Origin of the sequence: Ramlibacter sp. PS4R-6, from assembly GCF_037572775.1 — a bacterium.
Lineage (GTDB): Bacteria > Pseudomonadota > Gammaproteobacteria > Burkholderiales > Burkholderiaceae_C > Ramlibacter.
In genome coordinates this window covers 1,307,115-1,327,405 of record NZ_JBBHKA010000001.1, presented here as the reverse complement: position 1 = coordinate 1,327,405, position 20,291 = coordinate 1,307,115, and the positions used below count along the sequence as shown (strand labels likewise).

Annotated in this window: 21 protein-coding genes, 1 tRNA gene and 2 pseudogenes; 6 read left to right on the top strand and 18 right to left on the bottom strand. The window is 68.4% G+C overall.

All coding sequences use genetic code 11. From position 1 onward, the window contains the following. Window positions 1-14: 14 nt before the first annotated feature. Window positions 15-917, bottom strand: coding sequence for a toxic anion resistance protein (locus tag WG903_RS06570; protein WP_340073453.1), 903 nt, complete (start codon window positions 915-917; stop codon window positions 15-17). A gap of 95 nt (window positions 918-1,012) precedes the next feature. After that, the gene (locus WG903_RS06565) at window positions 1,013-1,654 is read right to left on the bottom strand and encodes a helix-turn-helix transcriptional regulator (protein WP_340073452.1); all 642 of its coding nucleotides are present in this window, start codon (window positions 1,652-1,654) and stop codon (window positions 1,013-1,015) included. A 169-nt stretch (window positions 1,655-1,823) separates the two neighbouring features. Here WG903_RS06565 and WG903_RS06560 point away from each other — a divergent pair, with 169 nt between their 5' ends. After that, window positions 1,824-3,083, top strand: a complete 1,260-nt coding sequence (locus WG903_RS06560) for a sensor histidine kinase (protein WP_340073451.1) — start codon at window positions 1,824-1,826, stop codon at window positions 3,081-3,083. Between the two features lie 18 nt (window positions 3,084-3,101). Beyond that, window positions 3,102-4,079: a response regulator gene (locus WG903_RS06555; protein WP_340073450.1), complete on the top strand. Its 978-nt coding sequence runs from the start codon at window positions 3,102-3,104 to the stop codon at window positions 4,077-4,079. Between the two features lie 4 nt (window positions 4,080-4,083). Here the strand turns inward: WG903_RS06555 and cqsA are convergent, their stop codons facing one another. The 3 genes from cqsA to WG903_RS06540 form a co-directional block, all read right to left on the bottom strand. Continuing rightward, the gene (cqsA, locus tag WG903_RS06550; protein WP_340073449.1) at window positions 4,084-5,325 is read right to left on the bottom strand and encodes an alpha-hydroxyketone-type quorum-sensing autoinducer synthase; all 1,242 of its coding nucleotides are present in this window, start codon (window positions 5,323-5,325) and stop codon (window positions 4,084-4,086) included. A gap of 197 nt (window positions 5,326-5,522) precedes the next feature. Next, entirely contained in the window at window positions 5,523-8,285 is a 2,763-nt protein-coding gene (gene secA / locus WG903_RS06545) for a preprotein translocase subunit SecA (RefSeq protein WP_340073448.1), read from the bottom strand. Window positions 8,286-8,396: 111 nt separating this feature from the next. Then, window positions 8,397-9,332, bottom strand: coding sequence for a M23 family metallopeptidase (locus tag WG903_RS06540; protein WP_340073447.1), 936 nt, complete (start codon window positions 9,330-9,332; stop codon window positions 8,397-8,399). Window positions 9,333-9,348: 16 nt separating this feature from the next. Between WG903_RS06540 and WG903_RS06535 the strand changes: the two genes are divergently transcribed. Continuing rightward, the gene (locus WG903_RS06535; RefSeq protein ID WP_340073445.1) at window positions 9,349-9,666 is read left to right on the top strand and encodes a hypothetical protein; all 318 of its coding nucleotides are present in this window, start codon (window positions 9,349-9,351) and stop codon (window positions 9,664-9,666) included. A gap of 7 nt (window positions 9,667-9,673) precedes the next feature. Here the strand turns inward: WG903_RS06535 and WG903_RS06530 are convergent, their stop codons facing one another. From WG903_RS06530 to petA, 7 genes are all read right to left on the bottom strand, one after another. Continuing rightward, a complete protein-coding gene (locus tag WG903_RS06530) occupies window positions 9,674-10,033 on the bottom strand; it encodes a hypothetical protein (RefSeq protein WP_340073444.1) in 360 nt (119 codons plus the stop codon). 17 nt (window positions 10,034-10,050) lie between these two features. Beyond that, window positions 10,051-10,125 (bottom strand) — tRNA-Thr (locus WG903_RS06525). Between the two features lie 54 nt (window positions 10,126-10,179). Beyond that, a complete protein-coding gene (locus tag WG903_RS06520) occupies window positions 10,180-10,686 on the bottom strand; it encodes a ClpXP protease specificity-enhancing factor (RefSeq protein WP_340073443.1) in 507 nt (168 codons plus the stop codon). A gap of 13 nt (window positions 10,687-10,699) precedes the next feature. Next, window positions 10,700-11,311, bottom strand: coding sequence for a glutathione S-transferase N-terminal domain-containing protein (locus tag WG903_RS06515; RefSeq protein WP_340073442.1), 612 nt, complete (start codon window positions 11,309-11,311; stop codon window positions 10,700-10,702). A gap of 72 nt (window positions 11,312-11,383) precedes the next feature. Further along, a complete protein-coding gene (locus tag WG903_RS06510; protein WP_340073441.1) occupies window positions 11,384-12,142 on the bottom strand; it encodes a cytochrome c1 in 759 nt (252 codons plus the stop codon). A gap of 17 nt (window positions 12,143-12,159) precedes the next feature. Beyond that, window positions 12,160-13,599, bottom strand: a complete 1,440-nt coding sequence (locus WG903_RS06505) for a cytochrome b (RefSeq protein WP_340073440.1) — start codon at window positions 13,597-13,599, stop codon at window positions 12,160-12,162. A gap of 10 nt (window positions 13,600-13,609) precedes the next feature. Continuing rightward, entirely contained in the window at window positions 13,610-14,209 is a 600-nt protein-coding gene (petA, locus tag WG903_RS06500; protein WP_340073439.1) for a ubiquinol-cytochrome c reductase iron-sulfur subunit, read from the bottom strand. A gap of 138 nt (window positions 14,210-14,347) precedes the next feature. On the opposite strand from petA, the gene mscL reads away from it, so the two are divergent. Beyond that, window positions 14,348-14,800 (top strand): large conductance mechanosensitive channel protein MscL, encoded by a 453-nt coding sequence (gene mscL, locus WG903_RS06495; protein ID WP_340073438.1) that lies wholly within the window; start codon window positions 14,348-14,350, stop codon window positions 14,798-14,800. Here the strand turns inward: mscL and pdxA are convergent. Next, entirely contained in the window at window positions 14,778-15,752 is a 975-nt protein-coding gene (gene pdxA / locus WG903_RS06490) for a 4-hydroxythreonine-4-phosphate dehydrogenase PdxA (RefSeq protein ID WP_340073437.1), read from the bottom strand. The two genes, mscL and pdxA, sit on opposite strands and share 23 nt — an antisense overlap. A gap of 83 nt (window positions 15,753-15,835) precedes the next feature. On the opposite strand from pdxA, the gene WG903_RS06485 reads away from it, so the two are divergent. Next, window positions 15,836-17,086 (top strand): diguanylate cyclase domain-containing protein, encoded by a 1,251-nt coding sequence (locus WG903_RS06485; protein ID WP_340073436.1) that lies wholly within the window; start codon window positions 15,836-15,838, stop codon window positions 17,084-17,086. 38 nt (window positions 17,087-17,124) lie between these two features. After that, window positions 17,125-18,282, top strand: a complete 1,158-nt coding sequence (locus WG903_RS06480; protein ID WP_340073435.1) for a S1C family serine protease — start codon at window positions 17,125-17,127, stop codon at window positions 18,280-18,282. Here WG903_RS06480 and tatC read toward each other — a convergent pair whose 3' ends face one another. From tatC to WG903_RS06460, 5 genes and pseudogenes are all read right to left on the bottom strand, one after another. Next, the gene (tatC, locus tag WG903_RS06475; protein ID WP_340073434.1) at window positions 18,283-19,071 is read right to left on the bottom strand and encodes a twin-arginine translocase subunit TatC; all 789 of its coding nucleotides are present in this window, start codon (window positions 19,069-19,071) and stop codon (window positions 18,283-18,285) included. Window positions 19,072-19,077: 6 nt separating this feature from the next. Continuing rightward, window positions 19,078-19,209, bottom strand: a pseudogene (tatB, locus tag WG903_RS19165) (Sec-independent protein translocase protein TatB); the annotation flags it as partial. A gap of 116 nt (window positions 19,210-19,325) precedes the next feature. Further along, window positions 19,326-19,560: pseudogene (tatB, locus tag WG903_RS19160) on the bottom strand (Sec-independent protein translocase protein TatB); the annotation flags it as partial. Between the two features lie 35 nt (window positions 19,561-19,595). Beyond that, the gene (gene tatA / locus WG903_RS06465) at window positions 19,596-19,841 is read right to left on the bottom strand and encodes a Sec-independent protein translocase subunit TatA (protein WP_340073432.1); all 246 of its coding nucleotides are present in this window, start codon (window positions 19,839-19,841) and stop codon (window positions 19,596-19,598) included. An 84-nt stretch (window positions 19,842-19,925) separates the two neighbouring features. Beyond that, the gene (locus WG903_RS06460; protein WP_340073431.1) at window positions 19,926-20,285 is read right to left on the bottom strand and encodes a histidine triad nucleotide-binding protein; all 360 of its coding nucleotides are present in this window, start codon (window positions 20,283-20,285) and stop codon (window positions 19,926-19,928) included. Between the last annotated feature and the right edge of the window lie 6 nt (window positions 20,286-20,291).

Genomic DNA, 20,291 nt, shown 5'->3' with positions numbered 1-20,291 from the left:
GATGCCGCCCGCGCTCAGCCGGCGGCCTGCAGGTGCGGGCCCAGTGCCTCCAGGCTCTCGGCCAGCGCCTTCTCGTGTTCCTGCATCTGCGCGCAATCGGCGGCGGCCTGCTTGATGCACAGCTGCAGGTCGCGGTGGCAGTCCATCGGGCCTTCGAGGGCCAGGCCCGGGGCCTCGCCTTCGCGCGCCGCGCTGGCCAATGGCGCGACGCGCGCACGCCATTCCTTCACCCGCGCCGACACCTGCGCCTGCAGGCCTTGCACCAGCCCGGCGCGGCGCGTCGCGGTGGCCTGGGCCTGCTCGTAGCACTGGTGCGCGGCCGTGCTCAGCGCGCGCAGCATCTTCAGGCGGCCGACCAGGAGCTCGCAGCGCTGCGCGTCTTCCTTGATCTGGCGCATGGCTTCGTCGTCGCCGCCCTTGGCCTCGCGCTCCTTGAGCTGGGCGCGCATGTCCTGCAGCCAGCGCGCGCCCTGGTCGATGATCTTCTCGAGCGCGCGGAACTCGACCTCGAACTCCAGCAGGCTCATGTCGTTGCGCGTGGCCTGGTCGCCCTGCTTGCCCTGCAGCGCCTTGGCCTGCGTGGCGTGCTGCTCCAGCGCCTCCTCGATATGGTCGTACTGGGACGCGAATTCGGCGATGGCGGTCTTGTTCTTGCCCGACAGGCGCGCGAGGAAACCGGCCTTCTGCTGCAGCAGGCCGAAGTCGAGCCGGGGCAGGGCCTCGGCCACCTCGGCCAGCCCGGCGGCGAGCGGCGCGAAGTCGCGCTTGGTGCCTTGCAGCTGCAGGTCGGCGCGCAGTTCGGCGAGGCGGCGGATGTGCTGGTGGCCGGCTTCGGTGGCCATCTTGTCCAGCCACGCCGCGGGAGACACCGGTACCTTCGGTTTGCTGGCCATCTGCGCCAGCTTGGCGGGCGACATCAGTGATGCTGTTCGGTCTTCGTCTGCCATGGGGGCCCCGGTGAAGCTGGGCGCAATATAAACCTTTCGGCGGATTGCCGATACGCGACACGCCCCTACAGGGCCCCGAACCAGCAGGCGCGCTGGATCGCGGCCATCTTGTTGTCCACCTTGAGCTTGGCCATCGCGTTGGCCAGGTGGTAGTTCACCGTGCGGTCGCTGCACTTGAGGATCTGCGCGGTCTCGCGCGCGGTCAGCCCCTGGAAGGCCAGCGACAGGCATTCGCGCTCGCGCGGGCTGAGCGTGGAGCGCGCCGCGGCGATGCCGCGCTTGACCAGCGGCCAGATGTTCAGTGCCGACCAGGCGAGCGAGGCGGCCTCGCCGCGGTCGGTCAGTTCGCGCGGGCTGAACATGAAGCACTCGAAGGCGCGCCCCGCCGGCAGCTGGAACTCCACGCGCACCACGGTCTGGAAGCCGTGCGCGAGCCACAGCATGCGCCAGCGGCTGGACTGGAGCTGGTCCGATTTCGCGATGTGCTGCCACGCGACCAGCGGCGCGTCGGAATCGCGCCAGGGCGCGCCGAAGTCGCGGCTCTCGGCCAGCGCCTGCGCGGCATCCGCGACGATGGGCGGATGCACGGCGACGACCTCGCGGTCCTCGCTGCCGCCGAAGGGGTTGGGGCCGAGCACCGCCACCGCCTCGACGGAGAATTCGCGCAGCGCGCCGACCCAGTCGCTGAGCAGACCATCGAGGCTCACACTGTCAAAGTTAACAGGCAGCTGCATCGACGTGTTCTGGAAGAACCGGGACAATAGCATGCACCTTCCCGCCACAACGAGGACTTCGCCGCTGGACCGAGCCCGCGATTCGCGCATCCCTGTCGGCGCCGCCGCCGCACCCCACCGTCCCGCGCTTTCGCACCTTGCGATGCGCTGGCTGAAGGAGGAGGTCGTCACCGCGCCGCTGGTGCCGGTGCTGCATCCGTCGCCGCTGCGCATGAAGGGGCTGGGCCTGTTCACGCTGGTCGGCCATCCGCTCTTCTGGTTCGTCTGGGCCGTGTGGCTGCCGCAGCCTTACGAGAACCTGCCGCTGCGCATCTTCACGGCGCTGCTCGGCCTGCTGCTGGTCAGCGACCGCGTGTCGAAGGACCCGACCAGCCGCCTGTCCGGCCAGGTCTTCACCGCTGTCTTCTGGTTCGAGCTGCCCTTCCTGTTCTCGTGGATGTTCTGGTGCAACGGCGGCAACCACGCGTGGCTGGCCAGCATGGCCGCGATGATCCTCACCTACTACTTCGCGACCGACTGGCGCATCGCCACCGTCGGCATCGCGGCCGGCGCCTTCCTCTCGCGGCTGCTGTTCGACGCCATCGGCCCCGCCGTGCCGCCGATGTCCGCCGAGCTGTTCTGGACCAACACCATGGTGCTGGCCTTCTGCGTGAGCATGGGGATGCTGCTCGGCGTCTCCTCGGCCAACCTGCGGCGCGAACACCTCGCCCACACGCTCGCGACCATGGGGATCATGGCCCACGAGCTGCGCACGCCCCTGGCCACCATGGCCCTGATCGGCGATGCGGTGCGCGGCTCGGCCGGCGAGTGCAGCGCAGAGAGCGGCGCGAAGCTCGAACAGCTGGCGATGCGCCTGCACACGCTGGTGCGCAACATGAACCACCAGATCGACATGCAGATCACCAACGCACGCCTCACGCGCCTGCCGGCGCGCACCGAGACCGTATCGGCCGAGGACCTGGTGCGCAGCGCCGTGGCGAACTACCCCTTCCGCAGCTCGCGCGAGAAGGAGTGCGTGCGGCTGAACGTGCAGCACGACTTCCAGTTCCGCGGCTCGCAGGCGCTCTTCCTGCAGGTGATCGACAACCTGATGAAGAACGCGCTGCGTTCGCTGGCCGCGAGCAGCTCCGCCCTGCAGTCCGGCGACCTGGCGATCGAGGTCGGCGTGCAGCAGGACCGCGGGCGCATCGTGGTGGCCGACCGCGGCGTGGGCATCGCGCCCGATTCGCAGCCGCGCATCTTCGAGCCCTTCTTCTCCACCAACCGCGGCACGGGCCATGGCCTGGGTCTCGCGTTCTGCCACCAGGTCGTGCACGCCGCCCGCGGCAGCATCCGCGTGCGGTCGGCGCCGGGGCACGGCGCGGTGTTCACCATCGAATTGCCCGTGTCGCGGCGGGCCTGACACAATGCAGGCCTTCCCATGAGTTTCCCGCTCTTCCACCGCCCCGGGACCGTCGTGTTCCTGGACGACGACCCCGACTACCTCGAGATGCTGGCGCTGGTGCTGCCGCGCCAGTGGCACGTCAAGCTGTTCCTGCGCCCGCACGAGTGCATCAACTACCTGCAGCAGGAGCCGCCGTTCTGGGAAGCCGACGCGTGGAACCAGCAGCAGCTGGTGGACCAGTGGCGCGCCGGCAAGCCGCTCATCCCGCAGGTGCTGGGCTACTGGTCCAAGTACACCGAGCGCTACGCGCTCACGCGCGTGTGCGTGTTCGACTACTCGATGCCCGCGATGGACGGACTCACCGCGCTGGGTGAACTCGTCGACTGGCCCGGCTCGCGCGTGCTGCTCACCGGCCAGGCCGACGAGCAGGTGGCGGTGCGCGCCTTCAACCGCGGCCTCATCGACCAGTTCATCGCCAAGCAGACGCCCGACATCTCGCGCCGCCTGATCGAGGCGGTGGACCACCTGCTGTCCACGCCCAACGCGCGCCACGCCCAGATCTGGCGCGCCACGCTGAGCCCCGAGCAGAACGCGCTGCTGCGCATCCCCTCCGTCGGCCGCGAGCTCGCGGCCTTCGCCAGCAAGCGCTGGGTCGAGCACGTCGCCATCGGCGACCCGTTCGGCGTGATCGGCATGGACGCGCGCGGCCACGTCAGCTGGCTGCAGCTGGAAACGCGCGACGGCCTGAAGGCGCTGTCGGAGCTGGCCGAGATCGAAGGCGTCGCCGCCGGCGACATCGACGACCTGCGCCACGGCCGCAAGCTCGCCAACCTCGAACTGCGCCAGGCCTTCGGCCGCGGCGACCCGGTGCAGCTGAACGCGGCCTTCACGCTCGGCGAGGAGGCCAACCTGCTCGCCGCGGTGTTCGACGTGAACGCGTCGCATGGCCCCGATCCGGCCAACAGCTACCAGAACTGGCTGGCGCGCCAGGACAAGCGCGCCGTGCAGGGCTGACGGCTCACGCCCCGGCCTTCGCGCGCTGGCGCCGCGCGATCGGCCAGTCCCACGGTTGCAGGAGCGAAGCCGCTTCGCGTGCCACCTGTTCCACGTGGTCCAGTTCGCTGCCGGTCAGGCCCGCGTTCAGCGTCAGGCGCAGCATCGCGCGGTTGCGGCTGGTGGCGGGCGCGCAGAAGATCGCGCCGATCACGCCGCGCTCCTCGAACACGTCGCGCAGGTGCATGGCCGCGGGTTCGCTGCCGGCTTCCAGCGCGATGATCTGTTCGCTGCCGTGCGCGATGGGGTAGCCGGCGTCGGCCAGCGCCTCGCGCACGCGCCGCGTGTGCGCGTGCAGGCGCCCGCGTTCCGCATCGGCGGCGCGGACCACGTCCAGCGTGGCGGCCAGGCCCGCGATCTCGTGCGGCAGCAGCGACGAGCTGAAGATGTTCGGGTAGGCCGAGATCTGGATGTAGTGCCGCATCGAGGCCGGCGCGGTGAACAGCCCCGCACGCCCCGCGAACGCTTTTGCCAGGCTCGCGGTGATGAAGTGCACGCGATGCGTGAGCCCCAGTTGCGCGCACAGGCCTGCGCCTGCGGGGCCGTGCGTGCCCATCGAGTGCGATTCGTCCACCACCACCATGCTGCCGGTGCGTTCCACGATCTCCACGATCTCGCGCAAGGGGCACAGCGCGCCGGTCGTGCTGTAGACCGAATCGACCACGACCACGCCGGGGCCATGCGTGGCGATCATCCTTTCGAGGTGCACCGGGTCGTTGTGGCGGAAGGCATGCGCCGGCGCCTTCGCTGCGCGCGCGCCTTCCCACAACGACATGTGCGCGAGCGAGTCGAGGTACACCGGGGTCGTCTCGTCCGCGATGATCTGCAGCAGCCCGAGGTTCGCGGCGTAGCCCGACTGGCACAGGAACGCGTCCTCCTTCCCGAGCCACGCCGCCATCGCCTTCTCGAACGCCCGCGCCGGGTGGTGGTCCAGCAGGAACACGCCCGACTGCACCACCGATTCGGTGTCGGCGCGCAGCGCCCGGATCTGTGCGTTCACGATCGCCGGATGCCCGGTGACGGCGAGGTAGTCGTTGCCATCGAGGCGCACCGCACCGGCCCGCGGCGGCTGCCCGTGCAGGATGAACCTGCCGCCCCACTGGTCGCGCCAGCGCGCGGCGAACTCGCGCTCGATGCGGCGCGCGAGCGCGGGTGGCAAGGATGGTTCGGCGGGGGGCGCTGCGCGGGGAATCTCGACGACGTTCATGGGACACACCTGTGGTTTGAAAAGGAAAGTTCGGTGTCCCATTGAAGAGGTTATCCAAGGCCCACGCGGCTGCGCCCCTGTCAACATTGACAGGTCGCGGTTCCGAACCGTGCATATATCTGCTATCACGTCCAGGCCCGTAATAAGAAAGGCCCACCGGGGTGGGCCTTTGCAGGGGGCGGGCAACGAAGCGCGCGTCAGGCGAGCTTGCCGTGGCAGTGCTTGTACTTCTTGCCGCTCCCGCACGGGCAGGGATCGTTGCGGCCCACGCGCGCGTTGTCGGTCATGACCACGCGGTCCTCGCCACGCGCGGTGCTTTCGTCGACCAGCGTTTCCACTTCGCCGGTTTCCGTCGGTGCGGTGTAGGTGACGTTGGCGATGCGCTCGGCGCGGTCTTCCATCTCGTCGGCGGCCTGCTCGAGCTGCTCGCCCGATTGCACCTGCACGGTCATGAGGACCTTGGTCACCTCGTTCTTCACCGAGTCGAGCAGCTGCCCGAACAGCTCGAAGGCTTCGCGCTTGTATTCCTGCTTGGGCTGCTTCTGCGCATAGCCGCGCAGGTGGATGCCCTGGCGCAGGTAGTCCAGCGCGGCCAGGTGCTCGCGCCAGTGCGTGTCGATGCTTTGCAGCAGCACGATGCGCTCGAACTGGGTGAAGTTGCCGGCCCCGACCTGCCGCACCTTCTCCTCGAAGGCCTCGTCGGCGGCCTTGTTCACCTTCTCGACGATGTCGTCGTCGGTGATGGTGCTGGCGCCCTGCACTTCCCTGGCCAGGTCGATGCGCACGCCGTACTCCTCCAGCGCCTTTTCCAGCCCGGGCAGGTCCCACTGCTCCTCGACCGACTCCACCGGGACGTACTGGCGCACGATGTCGGTGAAGCAGCCTTCGCGCAGGCTGGCGATCTGCGCCGACAGGTCGCCCGCGTCGATGATGTCGTTGCGCTGCTGGTAGATCACCTTGCGCTGGTCGTTCGACACGTCGTCGTACTCGAGCAGCTGCTTGCGCACGTCGAAGTTGCGCGCCTCGACCTTGCGCTGGGCGCTCTCGATCGAGCGCGTGACGATGCCGGCTTCGATGGCCTCGCCGTCGGGCATCTTCAGGCGCTCCATGATCGCCTTGACGCGGTCGCCGGCGAAGATGCGCATCAGCGGGTCGTCCAGCGACAGGTAGAAGCGCGAGGAGCCCGGGTCGCCCTGGCGGCCGGAGCGGCCGCGCAGCTGGTTGTCGATGCGGCGCGACTCGTGGCGCTCGGTCGCGATGATGCGCAGCCCCCCCTGCGCGACCACGGCTTCGTGGTCCGCCTGCCATTGCGAGCGCAGTTGCGCGACGCGCGACTGCCTGGTGCCGGCGTCGAGCGTTTCGTCGGCCTCGATCGCCTCGACCGCCTTCTCCACGTTGCCGCCCAGCACGATGTCGGTGCCGCGGCCCGCCATGTTGGTGGCGATCGTGATCATCTTCGAGCGGCCGGCCTGCGCGACGATGTCGGCTTCGCGCGCGTGCTGCTTGGCGTTGAGCACCTGGTGTTCCAGGCCGACCTTCTTGAGCAGCTCGGAGATCACCTCCGAGTTCTCGATCGACGTGGTGCCCACCAGCACCGGCTGGCCGCGCTTGTGGCAGTCCTGGATGTCCTTGATCGCCGCCTCGTACTTCTCGCGCGTCGTCTTGTAGACGCGGTCGAGCTGGTCGTCGCGGTGGCTCGGGCGGTTCGGCGGAATGACCACCGTCTCCAGGCCGTAGATTTCCTGGAATTCGTAGGCTTCCGTGTCGGCTGTCCCCGTCATGCCGGACAGCTTGCCGTACAGGCGGAAGTAGTTCTGGAAGGTGATCGAGGCGAGCGTCTGGTTCTCGGCCTGGATATCCACGCCTTCCTTGGCTTCCACGGCCTGGTGCAGGCCGTCGCTCCAGCGGCGGCCCTGCATCAGGCGGCCGGTGAACTCGTCGACGATGGTCACCTCGCCGTTCTGCACCACGTAGTGCTGGTCGCGGTGGTACAGGTGCTGGGCACGCAGGGCCGCGTTCAGGTGGTGCATCAGCGTGATGTTCGCGGGGTCGTACAGCGACGCGCCCTCGGGGATCAGGCCCAGGTTGTAGAGGATGCGCTCGGCGTTCTCGTGGCCCTGCTCGGTCATGTAGACCTGGTGCGACTTCTCGTCCACCGTGAAGTCGCCGGCTTCGATCACGCCTTCGCCGGTGCGCGGGTCCGCTTCGCCCACCTGCTTCTTCAGCAGCGGCACGACGCGGTTCATCGCGATGTAGAGCTGGGTGTGGTCCTCGGCCTGGCCGCTGATGATCAGCGGCGTGCGGGCCTCGTCGATCAGGATCGAGTCGACCTCGTCGACGATCGCGTAGTTCAGGCCGCGCTGCACGCGGTCGGCGGCCTCGTACACCATGTTGTCGCGCAGGTAGTCGAAGCCGAACTCGTTGTTCGTGCCGTAGGTGATGTCGCTGCGGTAGGCGACCTGCTTTTCCTCGCGCGGCATGTTGGGCAGGTTCACGCCCACGCTCATACCCAGGAAGTTGTAGATCTTGCCCATCCACTGGGCATCGCGGTTGGCGAGGTAATCGTTCACCGTCACGAGGTGCACGCCCTTGCCCGTCAGCGCATTGAGGTAGATGGGCAGCGTGGCCGTGAGCGTCTTGCCCTCGCCGGTGCGCATCTCGGCGATCTTGCCCTGGTGCAGCGCCATGCCGCCCATGAGCTGCACGTCGAAATGGCGCATGCGCATGACGCGCTTGGAGGCCTCGCGCACGACCGCGAATGCCTCGGGCAGCAGGTCGTCGAGCGCTTCGCCCTTGCCGACGCGTTCCCTGAACTCATCCGTCTTGGCGCGCAGCTGGATGTCGGACAGCTTCTCCAGCTGCGGCTCCAGAGCATTGATGCGGTCGACGACCTTGCGGTACTGCTTGAGCAGGCGGTCGTTGCGGGACCCGAAGATCTGGGTGAGGATGTTCTTGGCCATGGAGGTGGGACGCGGCCGGTGCCGCGCCCGGCGGTGGGCGGTTTTTCGCTCTCTGGAAGAGATGGGGCCGCGGCGGGCCAAAGCAAGCCCGCGGCGGCAAAGTGCCGGATTTTACCTGCGGGCGGTGCGCGCCGCGGCCACGCTGCTGCCGGCGGCCAGGAACTTGTGCGGATCCTGCGGGACGCCCTCGACCAGCACCTCGAAGTGCAGGTGCGGGCCGGTCGAGCGGCCGGTGGTGCCCACGGCGGCGATCTTCTGCCCGCGCTTGACCACGTCGCCCTTCTTCACAAAGACCTGCGAGGCATGCGCGTAGCGCGTGATGAGGCTGTTGCCGTGGTCGATCTCGACCATGTTGCCGTAGGCGGCGTGCACTTCCTGCGTCACGACGACGCCGCCCGCGGCCGCGAGGATGGAGGTGCCGGGCTCGGCCTGGAAGTCCAGGCCGGTGTGCAGCGCCGAGCGGCCCGTGAAGGGATCGAGGCGCCAGCCGAAATGCGAACCCAGGTGCGCCGCGGACACGGGCAGCTGCGTGGGCAGCATCATGTCGCGCACCTTCTGGTCGAAGAGGCGCGACTCCAGCACCGTGAGCAGGTCGACCTGCTTGCCGGTGGCCTGCTCGAGTTCGGCCATCGTGGCCTGCAGCTCCTGCATGGTGAGCGGGCGGCCTTCGACCAGCATGCCGCCCTGGCCCGCGGCCACGCGGAACTCCGCCATGTTCACGCCGGCCAGGCCCGAGACACGCTCGCCGAGCGCTTCGATCTGCACCAGCTTGGCCTGCATCTCGCCGACGCGGCGCGCCATGGCATCGAGGTTCTCGCGCAGGAAGCGGTCGCGCTGCTCGGCTTCGTCCTTGGTGACGAGCTTGACCAGCGAGCCGATGACGGGCCAGCCTTCGCGCGCGCCCTTGAGGAACACCCAGTGGTACAGGCCCGCGGCGCACAGCGTCACCGCGAGTGCCGCGGTCACCAGCGCCGCGGCGAGCTTCAGGCCGCTCAGGTGCAAGGCCCTGCTTCGTGCGACCGACGCATCCGTGATAATCAAATGCACTGCGCTTCGTCCCCTCGTGCCACCGCCTTCCCCACCCCGCCGTTTCGTCGACATCCTGCAGGCTTGCGAGGACGCGCCGACGCTGGCGAGGCTCGCGCAGCTCGCGCACGAATCGCGCGAACGGCTCGAGGCGGTTCAGTTCCTGATCCCTGGCCCGCTGCGGTCCGCCGTGAAAGCCGGGCCCATCGACGGGGCCGGCTGGTGCCTGTTGGTGGACAACAGCGCCGCGGCGGCGAAGCTGAGGCAGGTCTTGCCTGCTCTGACTGCTGAGCTACAACGCCGGGGGTGGCAGGTTACCTCAATTCGCCTGAAGGTCCAAATAGGCGGAAAGTAAGCTTCCGTTACATGCCGCCCATCTGGCCGGTGCCGGGGGTGTGGAAGCCGGGGGCTTCGTCCGTGCCCCCTTCGCGCAGCACCTTCTCGACCGGGCGCAGGTCGTCCCCCACCTTCACGAGCTGGCGCATGTATGCAATGCGCTGCACGCGGTCCGGCTCCGTGGCGAGCTTGGCGCGGATGGCGTCGCCGCGGGCGCGCAGGGCGCCCGCCTTGGCCTGCAGGGCCCGGTTTTCGTCGGGGGACAGCGGGTACGCGGCCCGGCGCTGCTCGCCGATGTGGTCGAGCCACGAGCCGTAGCCGGCTTGCTGCAGGGCACCGCAGCCGGCGAGGGCCAGGGTGGCGAAGGCGAGGGGAAGGGATTTCATCGCGGGCGCTTCGAGGTTGGTGCCGATTGTCGGATTCGAACTGACGACCTACCGCTTACAAGGCGGTTGCTCTACCCCTGAGCTAAATCGGCGGGGCTTGCGCTGGCGATTCTAGGCGCGCGTGCCTGAGCGGAGGATGACCCGCGTCACTTCACGCGCTTGAGCGCGGGGCGCGGGCCGCTGGGCGGCCGGGGCGGCTCGCCTTCGGGTGTGCCCTCGCCGTTCTCGGGGTTCACGAGCTGGACGACCTTGCCGTCCTCGTCGCCCCCGCCCGCCGCGGGCACGCTGCTCAGTGGCGACTTGCCTGCGGGCTCCTGCGCCGCGCCGCCGGGCACCGGCACGGGAAAGGCCATGCCCTGGCCGTTCTCGCGCGCGTAGATCGCGATCACGCGGTTGACCGGCACCATGATGTCGCGGGCGGTGCCCGCGAAGCGCGCCTTGAACTCGATGAAGTCGTTGCCCAGCTTGAGCGACGACGTCGCGTCGAACGAGATGTTCAGGACGATCTCGCCGTTCTTCACGTACTCGCGCGGCACCTGCACCGTGTCGTCGACCAGCACCGCCACGTAGGGCGTGAGGCCGTTGTCCGTGCACCAGTCGTAGAGGGCTCGGATCAGGTACGGCCGGGTCGACGTCGATTCCAGGGCGTTCATCGATCTCGCAAGCTTACTTGCGCATCACCTTTTCGGAAGGCGTGAGCGCCTCGATGTAGGCGGGACGAGAGAAGATGCGCTCGGCGTACTTGAGCAGCGGCGCCGCGTTCTTCGAGAGCTCGATGCCATAGTAGTCCAGGCGCCACAGCAGCGGCGCGATGGCGACGTCGAGCATCGAGAAATTCTCGCCGAGCATGTACTTGTTCTTGAGGAACACCGGGGCCAGCTGCGTGAGGCGGTCGCGGATGTGCGTGCGGGCCTTCTCCAGCGCCTTCTCGTTCGCCTTGGCGGCGCGCGACTCGAGCGTGCTCACGTGGACGAACAGCTCCTTCTCGAAGTTGAGGAGGAACAGGCGCACGCGCGCGCGGTCCACCGGATCGCCCGGCATGAGCTGCGGATGCGGGAAGCGCTCGTCGATGTACTCGTTGATGATGTTCGACTCGTACAGGATCAGGTCACGCTCGACCAGGATCGGCACCTGCCCGTAGGGGTTCATCACGTTGATGTCCTCGGGCTTGTTGTACAGGTCGACGTCGCGGATCTCGAAGTCCATGCCCTTCTCGAACAGGACGAAGCGGCAGCGGTGCGAAAACGGGCAGGTGGTACCGGAGTACAGGACCATCATGGTGTTGGTTCCTTCACAAATGGAAAACGCGGCCCGGGCAGGCCCGGGCGCGCGCGCTCCTGGAGTTGGGGTCTATTTGACGGTTTTCCAGTAGGAGGCGTTCAGCAGCCAGGCCATGACCGTGAAGACCACGAGAAACAGCAGCACCCACACGCCGACGCGGACGCGCGAGTTCTGGGCCGGCTCGGCCATCCATTGCAGGTAGTTCACGAGGTCGCCGACGGCCTGGTCGTACTCGGTCGAGGTCATCGAACCGGGCGCGACCTGCTTCCAGCTCGTGAAGACACGGGCCTTGTGGCCGTGGATCTCGCGCTCCTCGAACTGGGGCTCGCGCTCGCCCTGCAGCTGCCACATCACGTGGGGCATGCCCACGTTGGGGAAGAGCAGGTTGTTCCAGCCCGTCGGCCGCGACGGGTCGCGGTAGAAGGTGCGCATGTAGGTGTACAGGTAATCGGCGCCCGTGCCGCCGTGGCCGGCGCGCGAGCGGGCCACCAGCGTCAGGTCGGGCGGCACGCCACCGAACCAGTCCTTGGCCTGCTTGGGGTCGATGGCGGCCTTCATGGTGTCGCCGACCTTGGCGCTGCCGAAGAGCAGGTTGTCCTTGATCTGCTGCTCCGTCAGGCCGATGTCCTTCAGGCGGTTGTAGCGCATGTAGGCGGCCGAGTGGCAGTTCAGGCAGTAGTTGACGAACAGCTTGGCGCCGTTCTGCAGCGACGTCAGGTCGTTCTGGCTGTTGGGCGCCTTGTCCCAGGCATGGTCGCCGCCTTCGCTGGCGAGCGCGGTGCCCGCCAGGGCCAGCGATGCGAGGAGCGCGAGGAGGATCTTCTTCATTTGGTCTGTTCTCCCGCTCAGTGCGCCACGAAGTTGATGCGCTCGGGCACGGGCTTGAATTCGCCCAGCTTCGTCCACCACGGCATCAGCAGGAAGAAGCCGAAGTAGAACAGCGTGCCGATCTGCGAGATGAGCTGCCCCATGGGCGACGGCGGCTGGGTGCCGAGGTAGCCGAGGATGAGGAAGACCACGACGAACACGCCGTAGGCCCACTTGTGCCAGCCCGGACGGTAGCGGATCGACTTGGCGGGGCTCGCGTCGAGCCACGGCAGGAAGAACAGGATGATGACGGCGCCGCCCATCACGACCACGCCCCAGAACTTGGGGTCGATGCCCGACAGCCACTGCACGCCGGTGAAGGCGAAGGCGCCGAACAGCCACAGCACGACCAGCGTGATGCCGGCCAGCACCATCTTCACGAACGACGGCGCGCGGCCCTTGACGAACACCCAGGCCACCGAGACGACGACGATGGCCGACAGCACGTACATCATCTGCGTCGTGATCGCGCGCAGCATGGAGTAGTACGGCGTGAAGTACCAGACCGGCGCGATGTGCGCGGGCGTCTTCAGCGGGTCGGCCGGGATGAAGTTGTTGTACTCCAGGAAGTAGCCGCCGCCCTCGGGCGCGAAGAAGATGATGGCCGTGAAGACCATCAGGAACACCGCGACGCCGAGCGTGTCGTGCACCGTGTAGTACGGGTGGAAGGGGATGCCGTCCACCGGCTTGCCGTTGGCGTCCTTCGGGCCGGCCTTGATCTCCACGCCGTCCGGGTTGTTGGAGCCGACGTCGTGCAGCGCCAGGATGTGCGCGGCCACCAGGCCGAGCAGCACCAGCGGCACCGCGATCACGTGGAAGCTGAAGAAGCGGTTGAGCGTGGCGTCGCCCACCACGTAGTCGCCGCGGATCCAGGTGGACAGGTCGGGGCCGATGAACGGGATGGCGGAGAACAGGTTGATGATGACCTGCGCGCCCCAGTAGGACATCTGGCCCCAGGGCAGCAGGTAGCCCATGAAGGCTTCGGCCATCAGCGTCAGGAAGATCGCGCAGCCGAAGATCCACACCAGCTCGCGCGGCTTGCGGAAGCTGCCGTAGATGAGGCCGCGGTACATGTGCAGGTACACGACGATGAAGAACGCCGAGGCGCCCGTCGAGTGCATGTAGCGAATGAGCCAGCCCCACGGCACGTCGCGCATGATGTACTCGACCGACTCGAAGGCCTTGGCGGCGTCGGGCTTGTAGTGCATCACCAGGAAGATGCCGGTGACGATCTGGATGACCAGCACCAGCATCGCCAGCGAGCCGAAGAAGTACCAGAAGTTGAAGTTCTTCGGCGCGTAGTACTCCGACATGTGGTCGCGGTACATCGTGTACGCGAACGGGAACCGGTTCTCGAACCAGTTGTTCACCTTCGCGACGGCGGAGGCGTTGGGGGAGATTTCCTTGAATTCGGCCATGTCCGTCCCCTTACGCCTTCTTGTCTTCGCCGATCAGCAGGCGGGTTTCGGACAGGTAGGTGTGCGGCGGCACTTCGAGGTTGTCCGGGGCGGGCTTGTTCTTGAACACGCGGCCGGCCATGTCGAAGGTCGAGCCGTGGCAGGGGCACAGGAACCCGCCGGGCCAGTCGTCCGGCAGCGAGGGCTGCGCGCCGGCCTTGAAGCGGTCGGTGGGCGAGCAGCCCAGGTGCGAGCAGATGCCCACCACCACCAGCAGGTCGGGCTTGATCGAGCGGCCCTCGTTGCGGGCGTACACCGGGGTCAGGTCATCGGGGCTGCGCTTGGACTGGGGGTCGGCCAGCTCGCCGTCGTGCTTGGCCAGCGTGGCGACCTGCTCCTGGGTGCGCTTGACGATCCACACGGGCTTGCCGCGCCATTCCACGGTCATCTTCTCGCCCGGCTGCAGCGCCGAGATGTCCACTTCCACGGGAGCGCCGGCGGCTTTCGCGCGCTCCGACGGCTCGAAGCTGCTCACGAACGGGACGGCCGTGAAGGCCGCGCCGACGGCACCGACGCAGCTGGACGCGATCAGCCAGGTCCGCTTGCTGGCGTCCATGGGGGTGTCACTCATGGGAATCCTCGGGGATTGTGCTTATTGGGGTCAACCCGCGATTGTAGCGGAGCGTATTCGGCGAATTCAACGCTTGAGCAGGGTAAAAACGCCGCGTCGCGCCAGCAGCGCGCACCCATCCACCCAGGAGCTTTCAGCATGGCACTTCTCAAGGAGTTCCGCGAGTTCGCGATCAAGGGCAACGTCGTGGACCTGGCGGTCGGCGTGATCATCGGCGCGGCGTTCGGGAAGATCGTCGATTCGCTCGTGGGCGACGTCATCATGCCGCTGGTGGGGCGCGTGTTCGGCTCGCTCGACTACTCCAGCATGTTCGTGGTGCTCGGCCAGGTCCCGGCGGGCGTCGCGATGAACCTGGCCGACCTGAAGAAGGCGGGCGTGCCCGTCCTAGCCTACGGCAACTTCCTCACCATCATCGTCAACTTCCTCATCCTCGCCTTCATCATCTTCATGATGGTGCGGGCGATCAACCGGATGCGCCGCGAGAGCGAAGCGGACAACAAGGCGGGCACCGCGCCACCGGTGGAGCCGCCGGAGGACGTGAAGCTGCTGCGGGAGATCCGCGACTCGCTCAGGTCGCGGTCAGGCTCCTAGCCACCCGGATCGCTTCCACGAGGCTGGACTCGTCGGCGCGCCCCGTGCCGGCGATGTCGAAGGCGGTGCCGTGGTCGGGGCTGGTGCGCACCAGCGGCAGCCCCAGCGTCACGTTGACGCCTTTCTCGACGCCGAGGTACTTCACCGGGATCAGGCCCTGGTCGTGGTACATGGCGACGACGACGTCGAACTCGCCCTGGCGTGCGCGCATGAAGACGGTGTCGGGTGCGAACGGGCCGCTCGCATCGAGGCCTTCCGCCCGCGCGACGGCGATGGCCGGTGCGATGGCCTCCAGCTCCTCCCGTCCGAAGAGGCCCGCCTCGCCCGCATGCGGGTTCAGGCCCGCGACCGCGATGCGCGGCGCGCCACCCAGCGCCCGGTGCGCGATGCGGATGGTCTCCAGCACGTTGCCGATGGTGACCGCCTCGATCGCGTCGCGCAGCGACATGTGGATGCTCACCAGCACCGTGCGCAGCTCCTCGTTGGCCAGCATCATGCGCACCGGCATGCCGCCGGCTTCGGCCTGCAGCAGCTCGGTATGGCCCGGGAAAGGAACGCCCGCCGCGGCCAGCGCCTCCTTGTGCAGGGGCGCCGTCACCAGCGCGGCGATCTCGCCTTTCAGCGCGGCGCGCGCGGCCCAGGTCACCGCGTCGGCGGCTGCGCGTCCAGCAACAGCGCTCACGGCGCCATAGGGCGGCAGCGAGTCGAGCTCGACGACCGGCAGCACGGGAATGCATCGCGGCGGAACGGCGAAAGCGTCCTCGGCATGCTCGATCAGCGCAACGGGAATAGCGACGCCTCCAGCGACGGCCTGCGCGCCCCGGCGGATTGCCGCCAGGGCGCCCACGACGAAACAGCCGCGCGTGGCGTCCGGGTGGTCGCGGAACGCCTTCGCGATGATCTCGGGCCCGATGCCCGCCGCGTCGCCCATGGTGACCGCGATCGGTTTCATGCGCACATCATAGGGTTCGCCCGTAGAAGGCGCCGCTTGGCGGGCTTCGCATAATGGCCCGGCCACCGCCTCGGGGAGGAGCGATGAGTGCGCAGGAGCTGATCATCTGGAGCATGGCCCTGGGCGCGATCGCCGCGGTCTCGATCGCGCGCTTCGCCGACCTCCTGGCCCGTCCCAGCCTCTCGCAGGTGCAGGGCGTGGCCTACCACCTCGTCGTGCTGCTGTTCGTGCTGGTCGAGTGCGGCATCGCGCAGCAGGTCACCGTGCCGAACCCGCGCCTCGTCGTGCCGGCGCAGGTCCTTGCCGGCCCCGTGTGCGTCGGCCTGTCCAACTTCTGGATCCGCGGCTGGCTCAGTGCCGCGCAACGCGATCGCCTCATGTCCGGCGTACTGCGTGCGAGCGCGTTGCTGCTGCCGCTGGTCGGCCTGGCCTGCCTCGCGCTGCCGGAGGACGAACAGCTGCCCGCCGCCGCGGCCGCTTCGCTGGTGGGCGCCGTCGTCACGCTGTGGCTGACATCGCGGGCGTGGCTGCTGGGCGACCGCCTGGCGCCCGTGATGGCCGTGGGCTGCGCGCTGACGTTGCCCGCCATCGCCGGCCTCTACGCCGTGGCCATGAACCTGCCGATCGGCGACGGCGTGCAGGCCCTGCTGGCGCTGTGCACGGCCCTGTGCAACGGCTTCACCGGCTTCGCGCTGTGGCAGCGCGACCGCCACGAATGGAAGAACTGGCGCAAGGACGCCGGCGCGTCCGAGTTCGATCCCGTGACCAAGCTGTACAGCGGCATCACGCTGGTGCAGAAACTCATCAAGGCGCAGCGCCGGCGCCGCCACAGCCGGCGCGAAGGCGCGGTGGTCGCGGTGGTGGTGTTCGACGTCGAGCGCATCGCCCGGCAGGTGGGCAACGCGGGCGTGAACGAGGTGTTCATCGCCGTGGCCACCCGCATCCAGCGCCAGGTGGGCGTGGTGAACCCGGTGGGCCGCTACTGGGACCGCTGTTTCGTCTCGCTGGTGGAGACGATCCACTCGCCGGCCTGGCTGCGCACGCTGGGCCTGCGCGTGGCCACCAGCCTGCGGCGCCCCATCACCGTCACCGGCGCGGAGGGGCGACGCGCCGACGTGCAGCTGGACATCGGCGTGGGCGTCGTGCACATCGAGTCGTCGCAGGACGCGGTGGAGGACATCCTGCACGACGCGCAGCGCCTGGCCGAAGCGGCCCGCGGCATGCGCTCGCGCGCGGCCATCATGGACCCGCACTCCGGCGAGGTCGTCCCGGTCGAGCAGGCCAACCTGGGCCCGCGCCGCCATGGCCACCCGGGCCTCGTGCCGCACGCCTGACGCTTACACTGGCGGGGACTTCCCATCCCGCCCGCACCATGCGTCGCTTCTGGCTGCTCTTTTCCCAATCGGTCACGGTCCTGCTGGCCGCGTACTTCGTCGTCGCGACGCTCAAGCCCGAATGGATCGGCCGTGGCGCGCAGGTGGCGGGCCGCAGCGTGTCCTTCGTCGAGGCGCCCACGGTGCCCACCACGCCGACCGGCCCGCCGCCGCCCGGCAGCCTGCGCCAGGCGGCGCAGCGCGCATCGGCCGCGGTGGTCAGCATCAACACGATGAAGGCGCCGGACCGCAACGCGCACGCCAACGACCCGTGGTTCCGCTTCTTCTTCGGCGAACAGGGCGGCGAACCGGTCGCGGGCCTGGGCAGCGGCGTCATCATCACGCCCGACGGCTACATCCTCACCAACAACCACGTCGTCGAAGGCGCGGACGAGATCGAGGTGGTGCTCAACGACAGCCGCAAGACGCGCGGCAAGGTGATAGGCACCGATCCCGACACCGACCTCGCCATCCTCAAGATCACGCTGGACCGCCTGCCGGTCATCACGCTGGGCAACTCGGACGGCCTGCAGGTCGGCGACCAGGTGCTGGCCATCGGCAACCCGTTCGGCGTCGGGCAGACGGTGACGGCCGGCATCGTCAGCGCGCTGGGGCGCAACCAGCTGGGCATCAACACCTTCGAGAACTTCATCCAGACCGACGCCGCCATCAACCCCGGCAACTCGGGCGGCGCGCTGGTGGACACCAACGGCCACCTGATGGGCATCAACACGGCGATCTACTCACGCTCGGGCGGCAGCATGGGCATCGGCTTCGCCATCCCGGCCAACACCGCGCGCCAGGTGCTCGAAGGCATCGCGAAGGAAGGCGTGGTCAAGCGCGGCTGGATCGGCGTCGAGCCCGCGGACCTCTCGCCGGAGCTGATGGCGACCTTCGGCGTGCGCGCCAAGTCGGGCGTGCTGATCACGGGCGTGCTGCAGAACGGCCCGGCGGCGCAAGCGGGCATCAAGCCCGGCGACGTGATCACGCAGGTCGGCGAAAAGGGCATCGCCAACGTGTCGGAGCTGCTCACATACGTGGCCGCGCTCAAGCCGGGCCAGCCGGCGAAGTTCCACGTGCAGCGCCGCGACGACGGCATGGACCTGACGGTGACGCCCGGCCTGCGGCCGCGCGCGCGGCCGGCCCAGCGGCGCTGATCAGCCCTTTTCCGCGGCGGCGGAAGAATCCTCGGGTGGCGCCTGCGTCGTGCGGATGAAGATGCGCGCCGCCCACAGGCCCACCTCGTACAGCAGGCACATCGGGATCGCCAGCGCCAGCTGCGACACCACGTCCGGCGGCGTGATGATGGCGGAGATCACGAACGCCAGCACGATGAAGTAGCCGCGCCACTCGCGCATCTTCTCGACGCTGACCACGCCCATGCGTGCCAGCACGACCACCACCACAGGCACCTCGAACGCCGCGCCGAAGGCCAGGAACATGGTCATGACGAAGCTGAGGTAGGCCTCGATGTCCGGCGCGGCGGTGACGCTCTTGGGCGCGAACTGCTGGATGAAATGGAAGACGCGGCCGAAGACGAAGTAGTAGCAGAACGCGACGCCCAGGAAGAAGAGGACGGTGCTGGAGACCACCAGCGGCAGCACCAGCTTCTTCTCGTGCGAATAGAGGCCTGGCGCGACGAACGCCCATGCCTGGTAGAGCACGACGGGCAGCGCCACCAGGAAGGCCGACAGCAGCAGCACCTTCAGCGGCACGAGGAAAGGCGAAATGGGCGACGTGGCGATCAGCCGTGAGCCCTCGGGGAGGCTGGCGATGAGCGGCGCCGCCAGAAAGTCGTACAGCCGCGTGGCGCCCGGATAGATCGCCAGCACGACGCCGACGACGGCGACCGCGATCAAGGCCTTGATCAGCCGGTCACGCAGCTCGATGAGGTGCGCGACGAAGGGCTGCTCGGTCCCTGCGAGCTCGTCTTCCGGTTCGGCCATGGTGTGCTAGTTGAACTTTTGCGGCCGGTAGCGGGCCACGCGCGCCGCGCCCGAGAGCGCCCGGGTGCGAATGCCGTTGCGCGCCTTGTACCACTGCGGCGTCGCGCCCTGTTTCAGGCGCCACTTCTTCTTGGGGTTGCGGTATTCGGGAAAGGCCGGCGGCGGCTCGGCGAGCGGCGCATCCAGCGCCGCGAGCGAGCCCTCGGCGCCCTGCTTGGCCTCCTGCAGGTCGCGCTCGATGTCGCGCACGCCCGAATGGATGGAGCTCTCGACGTCGCGCGCGGCCGTCTCCACCTCGGTCTTCATCTTCTTGAGCTCGTCGAGCTCGATCGAGCGGTTGACCTCGGCCTTGACGTCGGCGACGTAGCGCTGCGCCTTGCCGAGCAGCGTGCCGACGGTGCGCGCCACCCTCGGGAGCTTCTCCGGCCCGATCACGATCAGCGCCACGGCGCCGATCACCATCATCTTCTCGATGCCGAGGTCGATCATTCGTCAGGGCGCGCGCGAGGGCGCGCCAGTTGGCGTCAGCCCTTGTTCTTGGCTTCGACGTCGATCGGCCGGTCGGCGGAAGGCTGCTGCGAGGCGGTGACCTGCTGCTGGCTTTGCGGCGGCACGGGCGTCTCCGGCGCCGCGCCGTCGCGAATGCCGTCCTTGAAGCCCTTCACGGCGCCGCCGAGGTCGGAGCCGAGGTTGCGCAGCTTCTTCGTGCCGAACACCAGCAGGACGATGACGAGGACGATCAGCCAATGCCAGATGGAAAACGAACCCATGGAAATCTCCTGACGTGTTGGGAGCAATTCTAGTCGTCGGGGGCGACACGCCCCGTCGGACGACAGCCCAACCTCAGCTTCGGCTCAGCCCCGCTTCCAGGGCCGCGGGCCGCCGTAGACGTGGATGTGCAGGTGGTGGACCTCCTGGCCGCCATCGTCGCCGGTGTTGATGACGATGCGGAAGCCCCCTTCCGGGTAGGGCCGGCAGCCTTCGCGCATTGCCAGCTTCGGCGCCAGGGCGAGCATGCGGCCCAGCAGCGGCGCATGGCGCTCCTCGACCTGCGCCATCGACGGGATGTGCTCCTTGGGCACCATCAGGAAGTGCACCGGCGCCCACGGGTTGATGTCGTGGAAGGCGAGCATCCCGTCGTCCTCGTGGACTTTCTTCGAGGGAATCTTGCCGGCGGCGATCTTGCAGAAGATGCAATCGGGGTCGGTGTGCATGGCGCT